Below are 15,048 nucleotides of genomic sequence, written 5' to 3' on the forward strand. Positions count from 1 at the left end.
GGCCCGTCTATGACATTGAACAACATCAGGAGGCGATCACAAATGAAGAAAAATAAAGCAGCGGTTGCAGCTTTGACTGCAGCGATGATGATGGTTGGAGCCACAAGTGCGGGAGCTGCGGCAGCTGTAAACCAGAATGTGCCGATCAGCGCTAAAATTAACGATTCCGCTATGGATTACATAGTAGCAGTAAATGGTGCCGCAATTGCAGATTCCGGTTACTTGAATGCTGACGGCAAAACAGTAATGCTGCCGCTGCGCGCGCTGGGGGCGGCACTGGGGTATGAAGTGAAGTGGCAGTCTGCAAACCAGTCTGTCGAGCTTGCGAGCGGTGCGCAATGGACAAGTGTAACACTGGGCAAGGATCAATATTCCTTCGCGAAAAAAGCGATCAAGCTGGGCATCGCTCCAGAAAGCCGCAATGGCAAAATCTATGTGCCGGAAACGTTCGCCGAGCAAGTGCTGCTGGCAGAGATTGAGCATTCAGGCAAGCGGGTAAATATTAAGCAAAGCCAAACCGGGCAGCCGGAAGTTAAAACAGCGACTTCTGCCGGTATCGTGACGAATGTCGATATTAAAGACGGTGAAGGCCGCATTCAAATCAATGGAGTCGGGACAGAGGGCACCATTTTGAACGTAGGGCCGGAAAGCAAAATTGTCGATGTGAATGGCCAGCCGCTGAAGTGGTCGGATCTGCTGCTTGGCGTAGAAGTTGAAGCGGAGCATTCGATGGCGATGACGAATAGCCTCCCGCCGCAAACCGCTCTTTATGTGCTGAAGGTAAAAACAGTGACAGAAGCGAAAGAAATGCTGGCAACAGCAGGTGAGATCGAAGAGACAACTGCGGATAAGGAAGCAGGTATAACGACGATTTTGATTAAAGGCCAGGCGCTAAGCGAGCATTCCGCTGCGGAAGTAAAGCTTCATGTGGGCGCAGATACTGAAGTGGTCACAATGGACGGCCAAAAAGCAGATTCGGCAAAGCTGGTTAAAGGCGCCAAAGTTATCGGATTTTACGGCCCGACTTTGACCAGAAGCTTACCGCCGATCGGTCAAGCGTGGAAAGTCGTTATTAGCGAATAGCATTTTGTCTAAAAGCCGAAGCCAGCGCATGCCGCTGGCTTCGGCTTTATTGCATGATAGGCCCCGCTATTTGGTACTTTTTCGGATTTGCCTTCATATTCTATTGGAGTCCTGACAAAATGTTCAAGAAAGCGGTGTGCCTGTGCAGCAACAACCGATCGCGATTTTAGATTCCGGCGTAGGCGGATTAACCGTAGTAAAAGAGGTAATGCGGCAGTTGCCGCGGGAAAAGATCATTTATTTTGGCGATACGGCAAGAACGCCGTACGGCCCTCGACCAGCAGAGGAAGTGATAGGCTTTACTGAGGAAATTGTCAGTTATTTGATACAGTATAATCCTAAAATGATTGTTATTGCATGCAACACTGCTACGGCAGTTGCTCTGGATACGATTCGCGCCCAAGTAAACATACCGGTAGTCGGCGTTATTCAGCCCGGCGCACGCGCGGCCGTCAAGCAGTCGCTGTCCGGCATAATCGGTGTAATCGGTACAGAAGGTACGATAAAAAGCGGCGCCTACGAGCTGGAATTGAAAAAGATGGCGCCTTACGCGCAGGTGATTAGCGAGCCCTGCCCCGAGTTCGTCCCGCTTGTAGAGCGAGGAGAGTTTTGCACGTTGGAAACGTTGGATATCGTGCGCAAAAGGCTGGCGATGCTAAGCAACAAGCGCGGCATGGATACGTTAATACTGGGCTGTACGCATTATCCTTTTTTGGCGGATGCGATCTCACAGGTGATGGGCTCACAAGTGACATTAATTAATTCTGCGTATGAAACAGCCAGAGAAATCACTGCCATTCTCTACAAGCAAAAACTGCTGGATCGCGGTGGAGAAGGAATGGTGCATCAATTTTTTTGCAGCGGCAACGCGCCGATGTTCAAGCCGATTGCGCTGCAATGGTTAGGCCGGCAAGGAAAGCGAGCGCCTATCGCTTGGCATCTGCCGCATAATTAATAACGGGCACCCGCTCAGCCGGTAGGCCCGTTTTTTTGCAATTTAAGCTGCATGCCGGTATAAAAGCGTGCATACCATTGACACAAGGATGGATGCTCGCGTTAGCCGTTCTAAAAAGGAGGTTGGTTATGCTCCCTTATGTCGTTCAAGCAGGAGATACGCCGCTGCGTGTGGCTAAACGTTTTAATCTGAACTTGTGTTCCTTGCTCGCCGCTAATCCGCAACTGCCACCCGAAGGGCGATTGCAGCCGGGCATCGTGCTGTCCATTCCGGAAAAAAGAGGCCGGATGTACAGTGTGCAGGCAGGAGACAGCTGGCTGAAAATCGCTGATCGTTTTTCTTGTTCCCTGCAAGCGCTTCGTACGCTCAATCCCCGCCTGGATCCGCAGCGGCTTATGCTGGGACAACTTGTGCTGCTTCCCGACAGCCTGTCGCTGCGTATTGTCGAGACAAGGGCGGAATATGGCTTTAGAGAACTGGAAGAAGATTTGCTTGCCATGGAGAGGCAGTACCCGTTTCTGTCCAAACGTGAAATCGGCGCGAGTGTAATGGGAAAGCCGATTTATGCGGTCAAGCTGGGTGAAGGCGCGAAAAAAGTACATGTAAATGCGGCGATGCACGCCAATGAATGGATTACGACCCCATTGTTAATGACCTTTATTGAAGATGTTGCGGCTGCTTATACGCATGGAGGGAAAGTAGGCGGCAGTGAAATCCGGAAGCTGCTGCAGGAGGTTTCGCTGTGGTGTGTGCCGCTCGTAAATCCGGATGGGGTGGAGCTGGTTCAAGAAGGGCTTGGTCCGCAGCATGAGCGATATTATGAATTGCTTGACTGGAACCAGGGATCGGAGCGCTTTGCCAATTGGAAGGCCAATATTCGCGGCATAGATCTTAATGATCAATTCCCGGCATTTTGGGAGGAAGAAGTAAAGCGCAGGGAAGCCGGCGGACCGGGGCCGCGCGATTTTCCGGGCGAACGGCCGCTCAGTGAGCCGGAGGCGATTGCCATTGCCCGGCTTACGAATGAAGAGCGGTTTGATCTGGCTGTTGCGCTGCATACGCAAGGAAAGGAAATTTATTGGAATTATCGGGGGTATGAGCCGGTGCAAGCAGAAGGGATCGCTCATCGTATGGGAAGAAGAAGCGGTTTTAAACCGGTCAAATTAAAAGGAAGCGACGCCGGCTATAAGGATTGGTTTATTTATGAATTTCGCAAACCGGGCTTTACCATAGAGCTTGGCTATGGCGTCAATCCGCTGCCCTTGCAGGATGCTGCCGCTATGTACGATGATTTGAAGCTGATTTTGCTGGAAGCGATGAAAGCCGCGGCAGACCAGCAGCCGGCTGCGATTGGAGAATCGTAAACGGGATATGTTATAATGGCGCCAAAAGGAGGCTGCGTTGTGCGAAAATTGCTCTCGCTGCGCCATTGGCGCCATGTGTTTGTTCGTGTATACCGACTGCTAAGCGCACGGCAAGTCCGAATGGCGGACAAGCTCATCTACATTGTTCCGGTAGCTTTATATTGGGTTTTGCCTGATGCATTGCCGTTTATGCCGATTGACGATATTGCCGTTACCATGTTCGCAGCCGAGTGGTACACTCGAAGAATGGAAAAGAAATATGCGAATGTACTGCAGTAGTCTTGAACAATCCGAACACAATCTTTACAATAAGAAGAGACATTTGAAGTTGTGAAGGAGAGAGAAGTGGCCGATGAAGTGCAAAATTTCGCGCAACGCTGCTAAAGTGCTGAAGGCGGAGATGGACAAGCCGGAGAATGAGGGGAAGATGCTGCGCGTCTACATTACCCATTCACACGGCGACCATGCCCACTATGGGATGAAACCAGATACGGCAACCGATCGGGATATTGTCGTTGAGACGGATAAAGACATTAAAGTTATTTTGGAGAAGGATCAGGAACTGCTGGATGGTGTGCGGATCGACTACTTCTATGTACCGCAGGAAGGCTTTGCGATTTCCAATCCCTCCAAAGGCAATCACGGCGATCATTGATCTAGCGGAGGAGGAGGAGGAGGAAGGCAATGGCCAACGATATTCGCATATGTGACAAATGCCTGCACACTCGGGTCAAGACGATCGTGCCGAAGCTGAAGAAGATAGCGCCGGACGCCGAGATCAATGTCGCCTGCAAATCGTATTGCGGACCATGCCGCAAGCGGGCGTTTGTGTTTATAAACGGCCGTTACATTACAGCGTTTACTGAGGATGAAGCAATTGAGAAGGCGAAACAATATGTAAAATAATACAACCCCGCCAGGTATGCCAAGGCGGGGTTGTATTTTCTTCTAGTTAAAATTTCAGCTATCGCTTGCGAAATTGCGCGATCAGGTCATGTGTAATGACAAGATCGGATGCGGTCAATTGCTGCCGGGCGGCTTCCTTGCCGGCCTGACAGGCGCCCCGCTCCAGTTGGGCGCCGCTGGAAGCGTCCAGGCACCGGTCATGACGCTCGTCCCCATCCTCTGCCGGCTCGTACCAGACGAGGCCGTCCGTGAAGGCACCGCTGCGGAAGACGACCTGACGGTCATGATCGGGCTTTGTAACGATGAGCGGCAGGCCGATCATATAGCTGCCGGAGCTGTCGATACCGAGCAGGTGGAGCAGAGTGGGCGCGATGTCGAGCTGACCGCTCGCTTCCGTATGCCGGCCGGCATGCTTGCCATCTGGCAGATGGACGACGAGCGGGACTTGCTGCAGCTGCTGTATCCGCTCCAGCTCTGATAACGGCTTGCCGAGCCATTGCTCGTACAGCTCCCAATCGAGAATCGAGTTATCATGATCGCCGTAAAGCAGGAAGATCGTATTGTCCCATAGCTTCGCTTCTTTTAACTGGTCGATCATCTCGCCAACAGCTGCATCCACGTAATGGACTGCCTGCAAATAGTCGCCGAGCATCGTTCCCTTCAGCCCGCCTACATCAAGCTGCTGTTCCATCTGCGGCAGCGTATACGGGTGATGGCTCGTTAACGAAATAAGAAACGCATAGAAAGGTGCGTTTGCCGGCATTAGCTCAACCGATTGCCGGAAAAAAGAGCGGTCGCCAACCGACCAGCCAAGCGGCTCGTCGATTCGGTAATCTTTTTTGGTATAGAAAGCGTCGTATTGCATGGTACGGTACATATTGTTGCGATTCCAGAACCCGCCTTCGTAGGCATGATAGACTGACGCGGTATAGCCGGCCGATTTTAAAATAGCCGGCAAGCTGTCATAGTGATTTTGAGCGTAGCGGAAAAACACAGAGCCTGCCGGCAGCGGCTGCAAAGAAATGTTGGCCGCCAGATCGGCATCAGAGGTGCGCCCTTGCGCGGTTTGATGATAGAAACGCTCGAAATATACACTTTCATCGATCAGCTTATTGATGTTCGGTGTCACATACTGGCCACCGATTTGCCGGCCGATGACAAAGCTTTGAAAGGCCTCCAGCTGCAGTGCAACAACATTGCTGCCTTTATAAGCGCCGAACAATGGATCCGACTGCAATGCTTTGCGCTGTTTTCCGCGTTCCTCGAACCATCCTTTCGTTGCCGCCAGCCGCTCGTCCGCAATTTTTCCTCCCTGCAGCCAGGCTTGATCCATGTAGCGGTACGCATCATAGGCGTGAAAGCCGATAACTCCTGTGACGTTGTAAAGGGAGACACTCCACCAGTCGCCGGCAAACACCCCTGCAGCCCATGTACGGTTCGCATGCTGTATCGGAAGTACGGCGAGCAAGAGGCCGGCAATGCCGATACTGCCAATGGCAGCCGAACGAAGCAGCCTGCGGCGCAGGGGGCGGGTCTGCCGGCCTTTCCCGGCCATTGCTGTGCGTGCCCGGCCGCGGCCGGGAATTAAGGAGTAGGCGAGAGCCGGCAGAACGAGCAGCCAGTCAGCGAAAAACAGCATATCGTTGCTTTTGGTGAGCGACCATATACTGTCTCCAAGAGCGCCGACTTGTCCGGCTTGTGTCAGTACCGGTACTGTAATTAAATCTTGAAAATAGCGAAAATAAATGAGATCCGCAACCATCAGCACTGTTAATGCGATGTTGAGCAGCGCGAGGGCAATTCTTTGGCCGCGAAGCGGGAGCCAGAACGTCCAGAAAGAGATCGCCATCAGGCTGCCGGCCGCAATAATGACGTCATCGCGGGTCATCTCCATATAGCGTACGACAATGCCGCGGTCAAACAACACAAGTTTGAACAGCATGAGCATGCAAAACAAGATAAAGCCGCATGCATAAGAGTTTAGCATGCGGCGCAATAAGGCTAGGGCGCCGCCACGGGCGTCAGTGTGCCGTTCATCCTTCATCCTTGGGGCTCCCTCCTTCAATTATTTCTCACCGCGGGGCGGGAGCGGGCCGAAATATTGGTATAAGGCGCACTCCAACCGGCCATTGAACAGCTTGCGCTTTTTATCCGCCGGCCGTCCAAAATAGTGCTCCAGCGATTTGGAAGGGCTAAGCGCAAAGAAAGACCATGTCGGCAAATACAAAGCGGCATAGCCCAGCTGACGAAGCGCTTTTTCCGCTTCTGCTTCGTCGCCCAGCCGTGTCCCGTAAGGCGGATTGGTCAAAATACAGCCATACTCCCCGGCCGGCTTTATTTTGGCGACAGGCAGTACCTGCAGCTTGATTTCGCGGGCAAATCCGGCCTTTTTGACCGCTTGTTCGGCAACGGCAATCGCATCGGGATCGATATCCGATCCGGCAATTTGCAGCGGAATATCATCCTTTACTGCGTCGTAGGCTTCGTTGCGCGCCTGCTCCCACAGCTCGTCAGGCACAAGCGGCCAGCCCTCGCTGTTGAAGGAGCGCCTTAATCCCGGCGCGATATTCCAGCCGATCATGGCGGCTTCGATGAGCAGGGTGCCCGACCCGCAGAACGGATCGTACAGCGGGCGTTCAGGGCCCCAGCGGCTCAGCAAGACCATTGCGGCGGCCATCGTTTCTTTTAACGGGGCTTCCGTAACCAGCTTGCGGTAGCCCCGTTTATGAAGCCCGGGGCCGGTTGTATCAAGTGTAATCATGGCCACGTCATCCCGCAGCCATACTTCAATTACATATTTGCCGCCGTTCTCAGTGAACCATTCGGTCCCGTAGGCTTCCTTCATTTTTTCGACGACTGCTTTTTTGACGATGCTTTGACAAGCTGGAACGCTCGTAAGCTGCGATTTGTGTGAACGGCCCTCTACCGGAAACTCGCCATCCTCGGGTATCCATTCTGCCCAATCAATCGCTTTTGTTCCTTCGAACAGCTCCTCAAAGGTGGTCGCAGGGAATTGCGCCATTTTGACCAACACGCGATCTGAAGAGCGCAGCCACAGATTCGCCCGGCAAATATCGGCAAATTCGCCGCTAAAAGTAACGCGGCCATTTTCCACCTGCTGATCCGTATAGCCGAGCTCCTTCAATTCGCGTGCAACGACGGCCTCCAAACCCATAGGAGCGGTAGCTATTAGTTGTAATTTTGTCATTTCATTCACTCCGATTCTTTCTACCGGTTGTATCGCGTCCGGTAAAATCATACAATCAAGTATAGGACAAACGCCGGAGCAATTTCAATCCGGTTATGAAAAGGAGTGATGTGCTGGTGACAGCAGAACAATATATTGAGCACTTAATGGGAGAAGACCCGGATCTTGCGCGGGTAACAGATTCAATTCGGGCGCATGAAATGCCGGAAATATCGGTCGCCCCCGGCTATGGCAAGCTGCTGACACTGCTAGTGTCGCTGACCGAGGCAAAGCAAGTGCTTGAGATCGGCGCTTTGGGCGGCTATAGCGGAATTTGTCTAGCGAGAGGGCTAGCTGCTGACGGGCGGCTTGTATCGCTTGAACTGAAGCAGGAGTTTGCCGATGTTGCGCAGCAAAACTTGACGGCAGCCGGCTTTGGCGATAAGGTGGAGTACCGGATTGGCGAGGCGCTGGACAGTCTGACTGAGCTTGCGCAGGCCGGGCGGAAATTCGATTTTTTCTTTATTGATGCGGACAAGGAAAATTATCCGGAATATTTGGAGCGCGCCATTCGGCTGGCCAACCCGGGGGCAATCATCGTCGGCGACAATACGATGCTGCGCGGCAGAGTATATGACGACGAGCGGAATGGCCCGTCGGTGCAGGCGATGCGTCTCTTCAATGAGAAGATGATCCGGGACGGCCGGTTAATTGGCGCGATGCTGCCGGCCTATGACGGGCTGGCTATAGCCAAAGTACGCTGACATACGCCAGACAAACGGTTTAAAGCCGCACATTCTTCACTTGGAAGATGTGCGGCTTTGCTGTTTGCCAAGCAGTGTGCGCCACACCCATAAGGCGTTAACGGCAAATAGAGCGGCGGATACGAGAAACACGCCAGCTATGCCGATCCAGCCGGAGATGACGCCGCCGATAATCGGGCCGATCATATTGCCCAAGCTGAGCGTGCTGCTATTAAAGCTGTAGGCCCGTCCTTCCATCCCATCGGGCGTATGCTTGCGAATGAGGGCATTGACGGATGGAATGAGACCGCCCAGAAACATTCCTTGAATAAACCGGCCGAGCAGCAGCTGCCAGACGGTGCCGGCCATTGCCTGCGGAATGAACATGACGGCAGCTCCGATAAGAGAGACCGCCAATATTTTTTCCTGGCCGATCCGGTCGCTTAAGCGGCCGAGCAGCGGGGCAGCAACCATATTCGAGATGCCTGCCGCCGAGCTGACGAATCCGGCCCAAAAGGCCAGGTTGACCGTAGAGCCGTGCAATTCCTGTACGTAAAGCGGCATAAGCGGCATGGGGCCGATCATCGCAAATTGAATTAGGAATGTGACGGCGAATAGCGATGTAAGCTGGGGAATGCGCCCAAGCCTGCGAAAGCCTTCGATCACCGATATATTAGGCCGCTTTGCTGCTTTTTCGCGGTCGAACGTTTCTTTGACAACGAACATCGCTAGTATTGATGCGGCGAACAGCAGGGAGCCGGTAATATAAAAGATCGGACGGTAGCCAACCTGATCTGCGAGCATGCCTCCAATAAACGGGCCGAGAATTGTACCGGCAATTGTCCCTGATTGCAGGGTGCCCATTGCGAAGCCCATTCTCGCCTTGGGCGTCGTGGCAGAGATGAGCGAGATCGATGCAGGGTTGAAGCCCGATATCGTCCCATTGATCATGCGCAGCAGCAGCAAATGCCACGGGGTGGTGGCAAAGCCCATCATAATAATGACGATCGCCATTCCGAAGCCCGAACGCAGCAGCATGACTTTCCGTCCGTAGCGGTCGGCGACTTTTCCCCAGATCGGTTGAAATAGAAATGCGGTAACAAAGTTGCCTGCGAATATCACGCCCGCCCAAGTAGCAATTTCATGCGAATCGGTCAAGCCAAGCTCAGCTTGCAAATAAAGGGACATGAACGGTATGATCATCGTCATGCCCGCCATTACGAGAAATTGCCCGAACCAGAGCACGGCGAGGTTTTTTTTCCATTGTTCCAAAGCGATGTGCGACTCCTCTCTGTGCCGGCAGGTTAATAGTACCAGTATAACATAGTTGCGGATTTCTTACGCATGGCGCCGCGGCAGGAGCGGTGCTGCTTGAGAACATTTGTCATCTATTTGTCAACGAAAGTCGACCGATGGCGGTTGTTACGTTTTGTGAAAACGGGCATAATGGAAACGAAGGGAAAATGATAGAAATGGGGAAAGTCAATGGTTTACAACGACCGTTTCATCAAGGCATGCCGCAAGGAAAAGGTTGACCGGCTGCCTGTTTGGTATATGCGGCAGGCGGGGCGCTACGACCCTGACTACCGAAAAATAAAAGAAAAATATTCGCTGCTCGAAATTTGCAAGCAGCCGGAGTTGGCTGCTGAGGTGACGATGATGCCGGTCAAAAAGCTCGGTGTCGACGCTGCGATCTTGTATTCAGACATTATGAACCCGGTAGCCTCGATCGGTATTGATTTCGATATTGTACCGAATATCGGGCCTGTAATCGACAATCCGATCCGGTCGGCGGCGGATATTGAGCGGCTTAAGCCGATCGATGTCGAAGGAGATCTGTCTCATGTGATCGAGACGATCCGCATTTTGGACCGCGAACTTGCGGTGCCGTTAATTACCTTTGCCGGAGCGCCATTTACGATTGCCAGCTATTTGATCGAAGGACGCCCGACCAAGTCATATATTCGCACCAAATCGCTTATGTACAGCGATCCCAAGCTTTGGCAGCAGCTGATGGACAAGCTGGGCGATATGATTATCACTTACTTGCGTGCGCATATGGCGGCCGGCGGCAAAGCGTTCCAGCTGTTTGACAGCTGGGTAGGCTCGCTTTCGCCCGCAGATTTCAAACGTTTTGTCCTGCCGACGATCGAGCGGATTTTTGCCGAGCTCTCGGATCTTAAACAACCGAAAATTTATTTTCCCGGTGTTGCATCGGGCGAGCTGCTGCCGACGCTTGGCAAGCTGCAGGCCGATGTGGTCGGCCTGGACTGGCGCGTTTCGATAGCAGAAGGGCGGCGGCGCTTGAATCGCGCATTTGCTGTGCAAGGCAATCTTGACCCCTATGTCTTGACGGCGCCGATGGACATCATCCAAGCCTATGCCCGCGATATTATCGATGAGGGCATCGCCGAGCCGGGCTTTATTTTCAACCTTGGACACGGTTTGTTTCCGGAAGCGTCTTTGGAGAAATTGCGGGAGCTGACAGCCTATATCCATCAATATTCATCCGACAAACTCGCGGCCGGAGCGGGGCAAAGGGAGCTGAACCATCATGTCTAAAGCAAACGAGCGAATCGGCGTACTGGTTATGTCCTACGGCACGCCGGAAAGCATGGAAGGGATCGAAGAATACTATACCCATATACGCCGCGGACGCGCTCCCTCGCCGGAACAGCTTGCCGAGTTGACGGAGCGTTACGAAGCGGTAGTTGGCGGCGTCTTCCCGTTAAGGGAAAATACGAATAAGCAGGTAGCCGGCCTGCAGGCGGCGCTTGAGGCGATTGCGCCAGGCCGGTATGTATGCTATCAAGGGCTCAAGCATGCCCGTCCATATATCGAGGACGGGGTTGCGGCAATGGCGGCCGACGGAATTAAGCGCGGCATAGGAATCGTTCTCGCACCTCACTATTCTGTGATGAGTATCGGCGGCTACAACAAGCGGGCGCAAGAAAAGGCGGACGAGCTGCAGATAGAGATGGCTTTTGTCGAAAGCTATCACCTTCATCCGAAGCTGCTTGACGCTTTGACGGCGCGCGTTATGGCTGCCCGGGAAAAATTTGACCTCAGCCAGCCGCTGAAGGTGCTGTTCAGCGCGCACAGCCTGCCTGTCCGCATTCGCGAAATGAATGATCCTTATGAAGGGCAGCTGCTCGCGACTGCCAAAGCGGTTGCGTCAAGAGCCGGCATTGAGAGCTGGGGCTTTACATGGCAGAGCGCGGGGCGCACGCATGAGCCGTGGCTGGGCCCGGATATTTTGGATACGCTGCAGGAGGAAGCTGCTGCCGGCATCAAGCAGGTGTTGTCCGCTCCGATCGGCTTTGTGTCCGATCACCTTGAAGTGCTTTACGACATTGATATTGAAGCGAAGGCTGCTGCGCGCGAGCTGGGCATGCAGTTGGAACGAATTGAAATGCTGAACACTGATCCGCTTTATATGGAGACGTTGGCGGACTCAGCAGCGGCGAAAGATGAATGGAGATGACGATTATGCGGAGAAACGGACAGACTGATCGAATTGTCGTGATTGGCGGCGGGATCAGCGGACTGAGCTCCGCTTTTTATTTGCTGCGGCAAGCAGAGGCGGCAGGGCGGAAGTTGGAAATGACGATCGTCGATCCCGCTGACCGCATCGGCGGCAAAATCAATACACTGCATCGGGATGGCTTTGTAATCGAGCGCGGTCCTGACTCTTTCTTAGCCCGCAAAAAGCCGATCATCGATCTTGCCTTTGATCTCGGAATTGAACAGCAGCTGGTCGGTACGAATCCTGAGGCTAAAAAAACCTATATTCTGCATCAAGGCAAGCTGCATGCGATGCCGGCCGGACTTGTGCTGGGAATTCCGACCGAGCTCGAGCCGTTTATGAAGACGGAGATGCTGTCAACCAGGGCGAAGTGCCGGGCTTTGCTTGATCTGGTCATGCGGCCGAGGAAAGAGGAGAGCGATGAGTCGCTGGGCGATTTTTTGAGCCGGCGATTGGGACCGGAAGTGATGGAGCGCATTGCGGAGCCGCTGCTGGCCGGCATTTATGCGGGCGATCTGCGCAAGCTGAGTCTGCAGGCTACATTTCCGCAATTCGGCATGGCTGAACGGAAGCATGGCAGTCTCATTCAAGGGATGCGGCTTAATAGAGGCAAGGCGCCGGCGATTGCCGCCGATGCCGATAAGCTGCCGCCATCGGCGCGCACCGCATTTTTGACCTTTTCGGGCGGCCTTGCTGTCATGGTAGATGCGCTGGATCGGGCGCTTGCGGCTGTGGGGCGCAAGCTCGGGGTAAAAGCAGTGGCGATTAATCCGCAAAGCGATGGAAGCTACGAGGTGGCGCTTGGCGACGGGGAGACTGTCAGCGCTGATCAGATCGTCATTACGGCACCGGCCTTTCATGCAGCCGAGCTGCTGCAGCCGCATGCGGATGTCTCAGCCTTGCAGGCTGTGCGATACGTATCGGTGGCCAATGTCGTCATGGCGTTCGATAAAGCGACTTTCGGCCAAAGGTTCGATGGTTCGGGCTTTGTCATCCCCCGTTCCGAAGGTACGTCGATTACGGCTTGTACGTGGACTTCGACAAAATGGCTGCACACCAGTCCTGATGATAAGGTGCTGCTCCGCTGCTATGTCGGACGTTCCGGCGATGAGGAGATCGTCGATTTGCCCGATGATAAGCTTGCAGAGGTGGTCAGGCGCGATATACGTAATATTATGAATATTACAGCCGAGCCGCTGTTTACGGAAATTACGCGTCTGCACCGCTCCATGCCGCAATATCCGGTCGGGCATCTGGACAATATTGCCGCCCTGCGCAGCCAGATGGCCGAGCGGCTGCCTGGCGTATGGGTGACAGGGGCAGCATTCGATGGCGTAGGCTTGCCGGACTGTATCCGGCAAGGACGTGAGGCGGCACAGTATTTGTCGCAATTGTGGCAATAGGGATCTGGAAATAGCAAGCGAGGCGTCTGCGGGCAGCAGGCGCCTCGCTTGCGTTTTGGCAGCAGGGGAATGTATCCGGCCAGGCTCTAATCAAGCGAGGCGTCATCTCTTCCTTCCAGTTCGGCTTGCTTGCGATGGGCCATCCGGCTGCTGGCAGAAGCGGCGATCGCGCCGACAATATCATCAAGGAAAGTATTGCAATCGGCACTCGTTTTGTCATTCAAACGCTTTAGTATGCCAGGCTTAAGCTTATCGACATAGCCAAAATTAGTGAAACCGATACTGCCATATACGTTGACGATCGATAGGGCCAGCACCTCATCGCATCCGTATAAGCCCTCGTCGTTTTCGATCATTTCCTGCAACGGAGGCAGCAGCTTGCCCTCCTCGGCCAAAATATCAAGCTGAATGCCGGTGAGCACAGCGTTTTGCACTTCTCGCTTGCCGAGCACGGCATCTATATGACCCTCACATTCTTCCAACGTTAAGTTGTCGAAATAATCCTTTTGCAAAAAGTGAACCAGCTCGGCGATTTGTGATCGGGTAACACCGCGTTTGGCCAGCCATTCCCAGGTTGCTTCGGCCACTTTGCGGCTATCTAGACTGTAATACTTGGATTTTGACATCTGCAGGTCACCTCTTGTCTTGTTTTGTGGGACAAAACTGGTCTAATTGCGGCAATGGGCTCGTATACATAGTACTACAAAAGTGGACTTGTACCAAATGCTGGCCAAGCCATAAAGCATTCCTTATGAAAAAGGGAGGAAATTTGAGATGACGCAATATCGCCTGATTCGTCGTGCTGCGCTTGCCGGAGTGTTGGCGCTGCCCATTTTGACAACAGGATGTGGATTGTTCTCGCAAGGGGGAAGCAAGGAAATTGATCCGCCGCAAAACAGCTCGCAAAACAGCGCGCTGAACAGCTTGGCCGCGGATGAAACGGTATCCGGGGCAATCGACGAGCAAGGTCAGCAAGCGCAAATGACGCTCTACCTGGAGGATCACAACGGCATGCTCGCTCCCGTTACGGTTGCGGCCGGAGAAGGCGATCCAAAGCAGTTGGGGCAGAAGGCATTAGAAATGATGATAGACGGCAGTCCGCAGTCTGGCGATCTGCCAGAAGGCTTTTCAGCCTTGCTGCCGCAGGGGACTGAAGTGCGGGGCTTTACAGTCGATCCGGAGCAAAAGCTCGCAATCGTAGACTTTACTCAGCCCTTCAGCGACTATAATGTAGCGGACGAGCGCCGGATCATTGAGGCGGTCACATGGACATTAACCGGAATTGAGGGCATTCAGAAGGTGGAGCTCCGGCTGGAGGGCGAAAAGCTGAATGAAATGCCAGTCGATGGTTTCCCGTTGGAGGTGCCGCTCACTCGCGCAGTCGGCATTAACCTGGAAGCCGCTGAAGGCGTCGATTATAGCCAATCGACACCGGTAACGCTATATTTCTCGGCTGTCACGGATCATGATGAATCCTATTATGTGCCGGTTACCCGCCTGATCAACCGGACAAACAATAAGGCTGTGTCCGCAATGGAGGAACTGATTGCCGGACCGCTTGATCTAAGCAAACAGCTGCATCCGGTTATTACGTCGGACGTGACTGTAAAAAAGATCTCGAAAAAGGACGATATTGTTACAGTTGAGCTGGAGGATGCGGCTTATCAGGAGGGGCAGCAGACACCGGCGGAAATGATGCAGGCGGTTGTGCTTTCCTTAATTGATAATACAGGGCTTGGCAAAGTGCAAATTGTCATAAACGGCAAAACCGATCTGATCGATACTAATAATCAATCTTACAGCAAGCCTGTTGGCCGCCCAGAGCGCATAAATGCCCTGAAGTTGTAACGGACGAGGGGCTGCCGCCAAGACGAACAGCCT

The 15,048-nt window shown here is 53.4% G+C and carries 15 protein-coding genes; 11 read left to right on the plus strand and 4 right to left on the minus strand.

What is annotated here, in order from left to right:
* The first annotated feature begins 42 nt into the window (after positions 1 to 42).
* The 6 genes from ACFQ0N_RS18605 (at position 43) to ACFQ0N_RS18630 (ending at position 4,308) form a co-directional block, all read left to right on the plus strand.
* Positions 43 to 1,083 carry a copper amine oxidase N-terminal domain-containing protein gene (locus tag ACFQ0N_RS18605; protein ID WP_379328851.1) on the plus strand — a complete coding sequence of 347 codons (1,041 nt, stop codon included), beginning with the start codon at positions 43 to 45 and terminating at the stop codon, positions 1,081 to 1,083.
* A 142-nt stretch (positions 1,084 to 1,225) separates the two neighbouring features.
* Complete coding sequence (racE, locus tag ACFQ0N_RS18610) at positions 1,226 to 2,038, plus strand: glutamate racemase (protein WP_379328853.1); 813 nt, start codon at positions 1,226 to 1,228, stop codon at positions 2,036 to 2,038.
* A gap of 128 nt (positions 2,039 to 2,166) precedes the next feature.
* Positions 2,167 to 3,402 (plus strand): M14 family zinc carboxypeptidase, encoded by a 1,236-nt coding sequence (locus ACFQ0N_RS18615; RefSeq protein ID WP_379328855.1) that lies wholly within the window; start codon positions 2,167 to 2,169, stop codon positions 3,400 to 3,402.
* A gap of 39 nt (positions 3,403 to 3,441) precedes the next feature.
* On the plus strand, positions 3,442 to 3,681 hold the full coding sequence (locus ACFQ0N_RS18620) for a hypothetical protein (RefSeq protein WP_379328857.1): 240 nt from the start codon (positions 3,442 to 3,444) through the stop codon (positions 3,679 to 3,681).
* 73 nt (positions 3,682 to 3,754) lie between these two features.
* A complete protein-coding gene (locus ACFQ0N_RS18625) occupies positions 3,755 to 4,057 on the plus strand; it encodes an iron-sulfur cluster assembly accessory protein (RefSeq protein ID WP_379328859.1) in 303 nt (100 codons plus the stop codon).
* A 29-nt stretch (positions 4,058 to 4,086) separates the two neighbouring features.
* Positions 4,087 to 4,308 (plus strand): YuzB family protein, encoded by a 222-nt coding sequence (locus tag ACFQ0N_RS18630; RefSeq protein WP_379328861.1) that lies wholly within the window; start codon positions 4,087 to 4,089, stop codon positions 4,306 to 4,308.
* 58 nt (positions 4,309 to 4,366) lie between these two features.
* Here the strand turns inward: ACFQ0N_RS18630 and ACFQ0N_RS18635 are convergent, their stop codons facing one another.
* On the minus strand, positions 4,367 to 6,352 hold the full coding sequence (locus ACFQ0N_RS18635; RefSeq protein ID WP_379328863.1) for an LTA synthase family protein: 1,986 nt from the start codon (positions 6,350 to 6,352) through the stop codon (positions 4,367 to 4,369).
* 21 nt (positions 6,353 to 6,373) lie between these two features.
* Positions 6,374 to 7,516, minus strand: a complete 1,143-nt coding sequence (locus ACFQ0N_RS18640; RefSeq protein WP_379328865.1) for a THUMP domain-containing class I SAM-dependent RNA methyltransferase — start codon at positions 7,514 to 7,516, stop codon at positions 6,374 to 6,376.
* Positions 7,517 to 7,626: 110 nt separating this feature from the next.
* Here ACFQ0N_RS18640 and ACFQ0N_RS18645 point away from each other — a divergent pair, with 110 nt between their 5' ends.
* Complete coding sequence (locus tag ACFQ0N_RS18645) at positions 7,627 to 8,259, plus strand: O-methyltransferase (protein WP_379329321.1); 633 nt, start codon at positions 7,627 to 7,629, stop codon at positions 8,257 to 8,259.
* Positions 8,260 to 8,295: 36 nt separating this feature from the next.
* Here ACFQ0N_RS18645 and ACFQ0N_RS18650 read toward each other — a convergent pair whose 3' ends face one another.
* Positions 8,296 to 9,510 (minus strand): MFS transporter, encoded by a 1,215-nt coding sequence (locus ACFQ0N_RS18650; protein WP_379328867.1) that lies wholly within the window; start codon positions 9,508 to 9,510, stop codon positions 8,296 to 8,298.
* Positions 9,511 to 9,723: 213 nt separating this feature from the next.
* Here ACFQ0N_RS18650 and hemE point away from each other — a divergent pair, with 213 nt between their 5' ends.
* Genes hemE through hemG form a run of 3 tightly spaced genes read left to right on the plus strand, consistent with a single transcriptional unit; the run spans position 9,724 to position 13,167 of the window.
* Positions 9,724 to 10,800 carry a uroporphyrinogen decarboxylase gene (gene hemE / locus ACFQ0N_RS18655; RefSeq protein WP_379328869.1) on the plus strand — a complete coding sequence of 359 codons (1,077 nt, stop codon included), beginning with the start codon at positions 9,724 to 9,726 and terminating at the stop codon, positions 10,798 to 10,800.
* Positions 10,793 to 11,722 carry a ferrochelatase gene (gene hemH / locus ACFQ0N_RS18660; protein WP_379328871.1) on the plus strand — a complete coding sequence of 310 codons (930 nt, stop codon included), beginning with the start codon at positions 10,793 to 10,795 and terminating at the stop codon, positions 11,720 to 11,722. Before hemE ends, hemH begins: the two co-directional genes overlap by 8 nt.
* A 5-nt stretch (positions 11,723 to 11,727) precedes the next feature.
* Positions 11,728 to 13,167, plus strand: a complete 1,440-nt coding sequence (gene hemG / locus ACFQ0N_RS18665; protein WP_379328873.1) for a protoporphyrinogen oxidase — start codon at positions 11,728 to 11,730, stop codon at positions 13,165 to 13,167.
* An 86-nt stretch (positions 13,168 to 13,253) separates the two neighbouring features.
* On the opposite strand, the gene ACFQ0N_RS18670 is transcribed toward hemG, so the two are convergent.
* Positions 13,254 to 13,793 (minus strand): phosphatidylglycerophosphatase A family protein, encoded by a 540-nt coding sequence (locus tag ACFQ0N_RS18670; RefSeq protein WP_379328875.1) that lies wholly within the window; start codon positions 13,791 to 13,793, stop codon positions 13,254 to 13,256.
* A 148-nt stretch (positions 13,794 to 13,941) separates the two neighbouring features.
* Between ACFQ0N_RS18670 and ACFQ0N_RS18675 the strand changes: the two genes are divergently transcribed.
* On the plus strand, positions 13,942 to 15,015 hold the full coding sequence (locus ACFQ0N_RS18675) for a GerMN domain-containing protein (RefSeq protein WP_379328877.1): 1,074 nt from the start codon (positions 13,942 to 13,944) through the stop codon (positions 15,013 to 15,015).
* The last annotated feature ends 33 nt before the right edge of the window (positions 15,016 to 15,048 follow it).

The organism is Paenibacillus sp. GCM10027626, from assembly GCF_042676285.1.
In the GTDB taxonomy this organism is placed as follows: Bacteria; Bacillota; Bacilli; order Paenibacillales; family Paenibacillaceae; genus Paenibacillus_Z.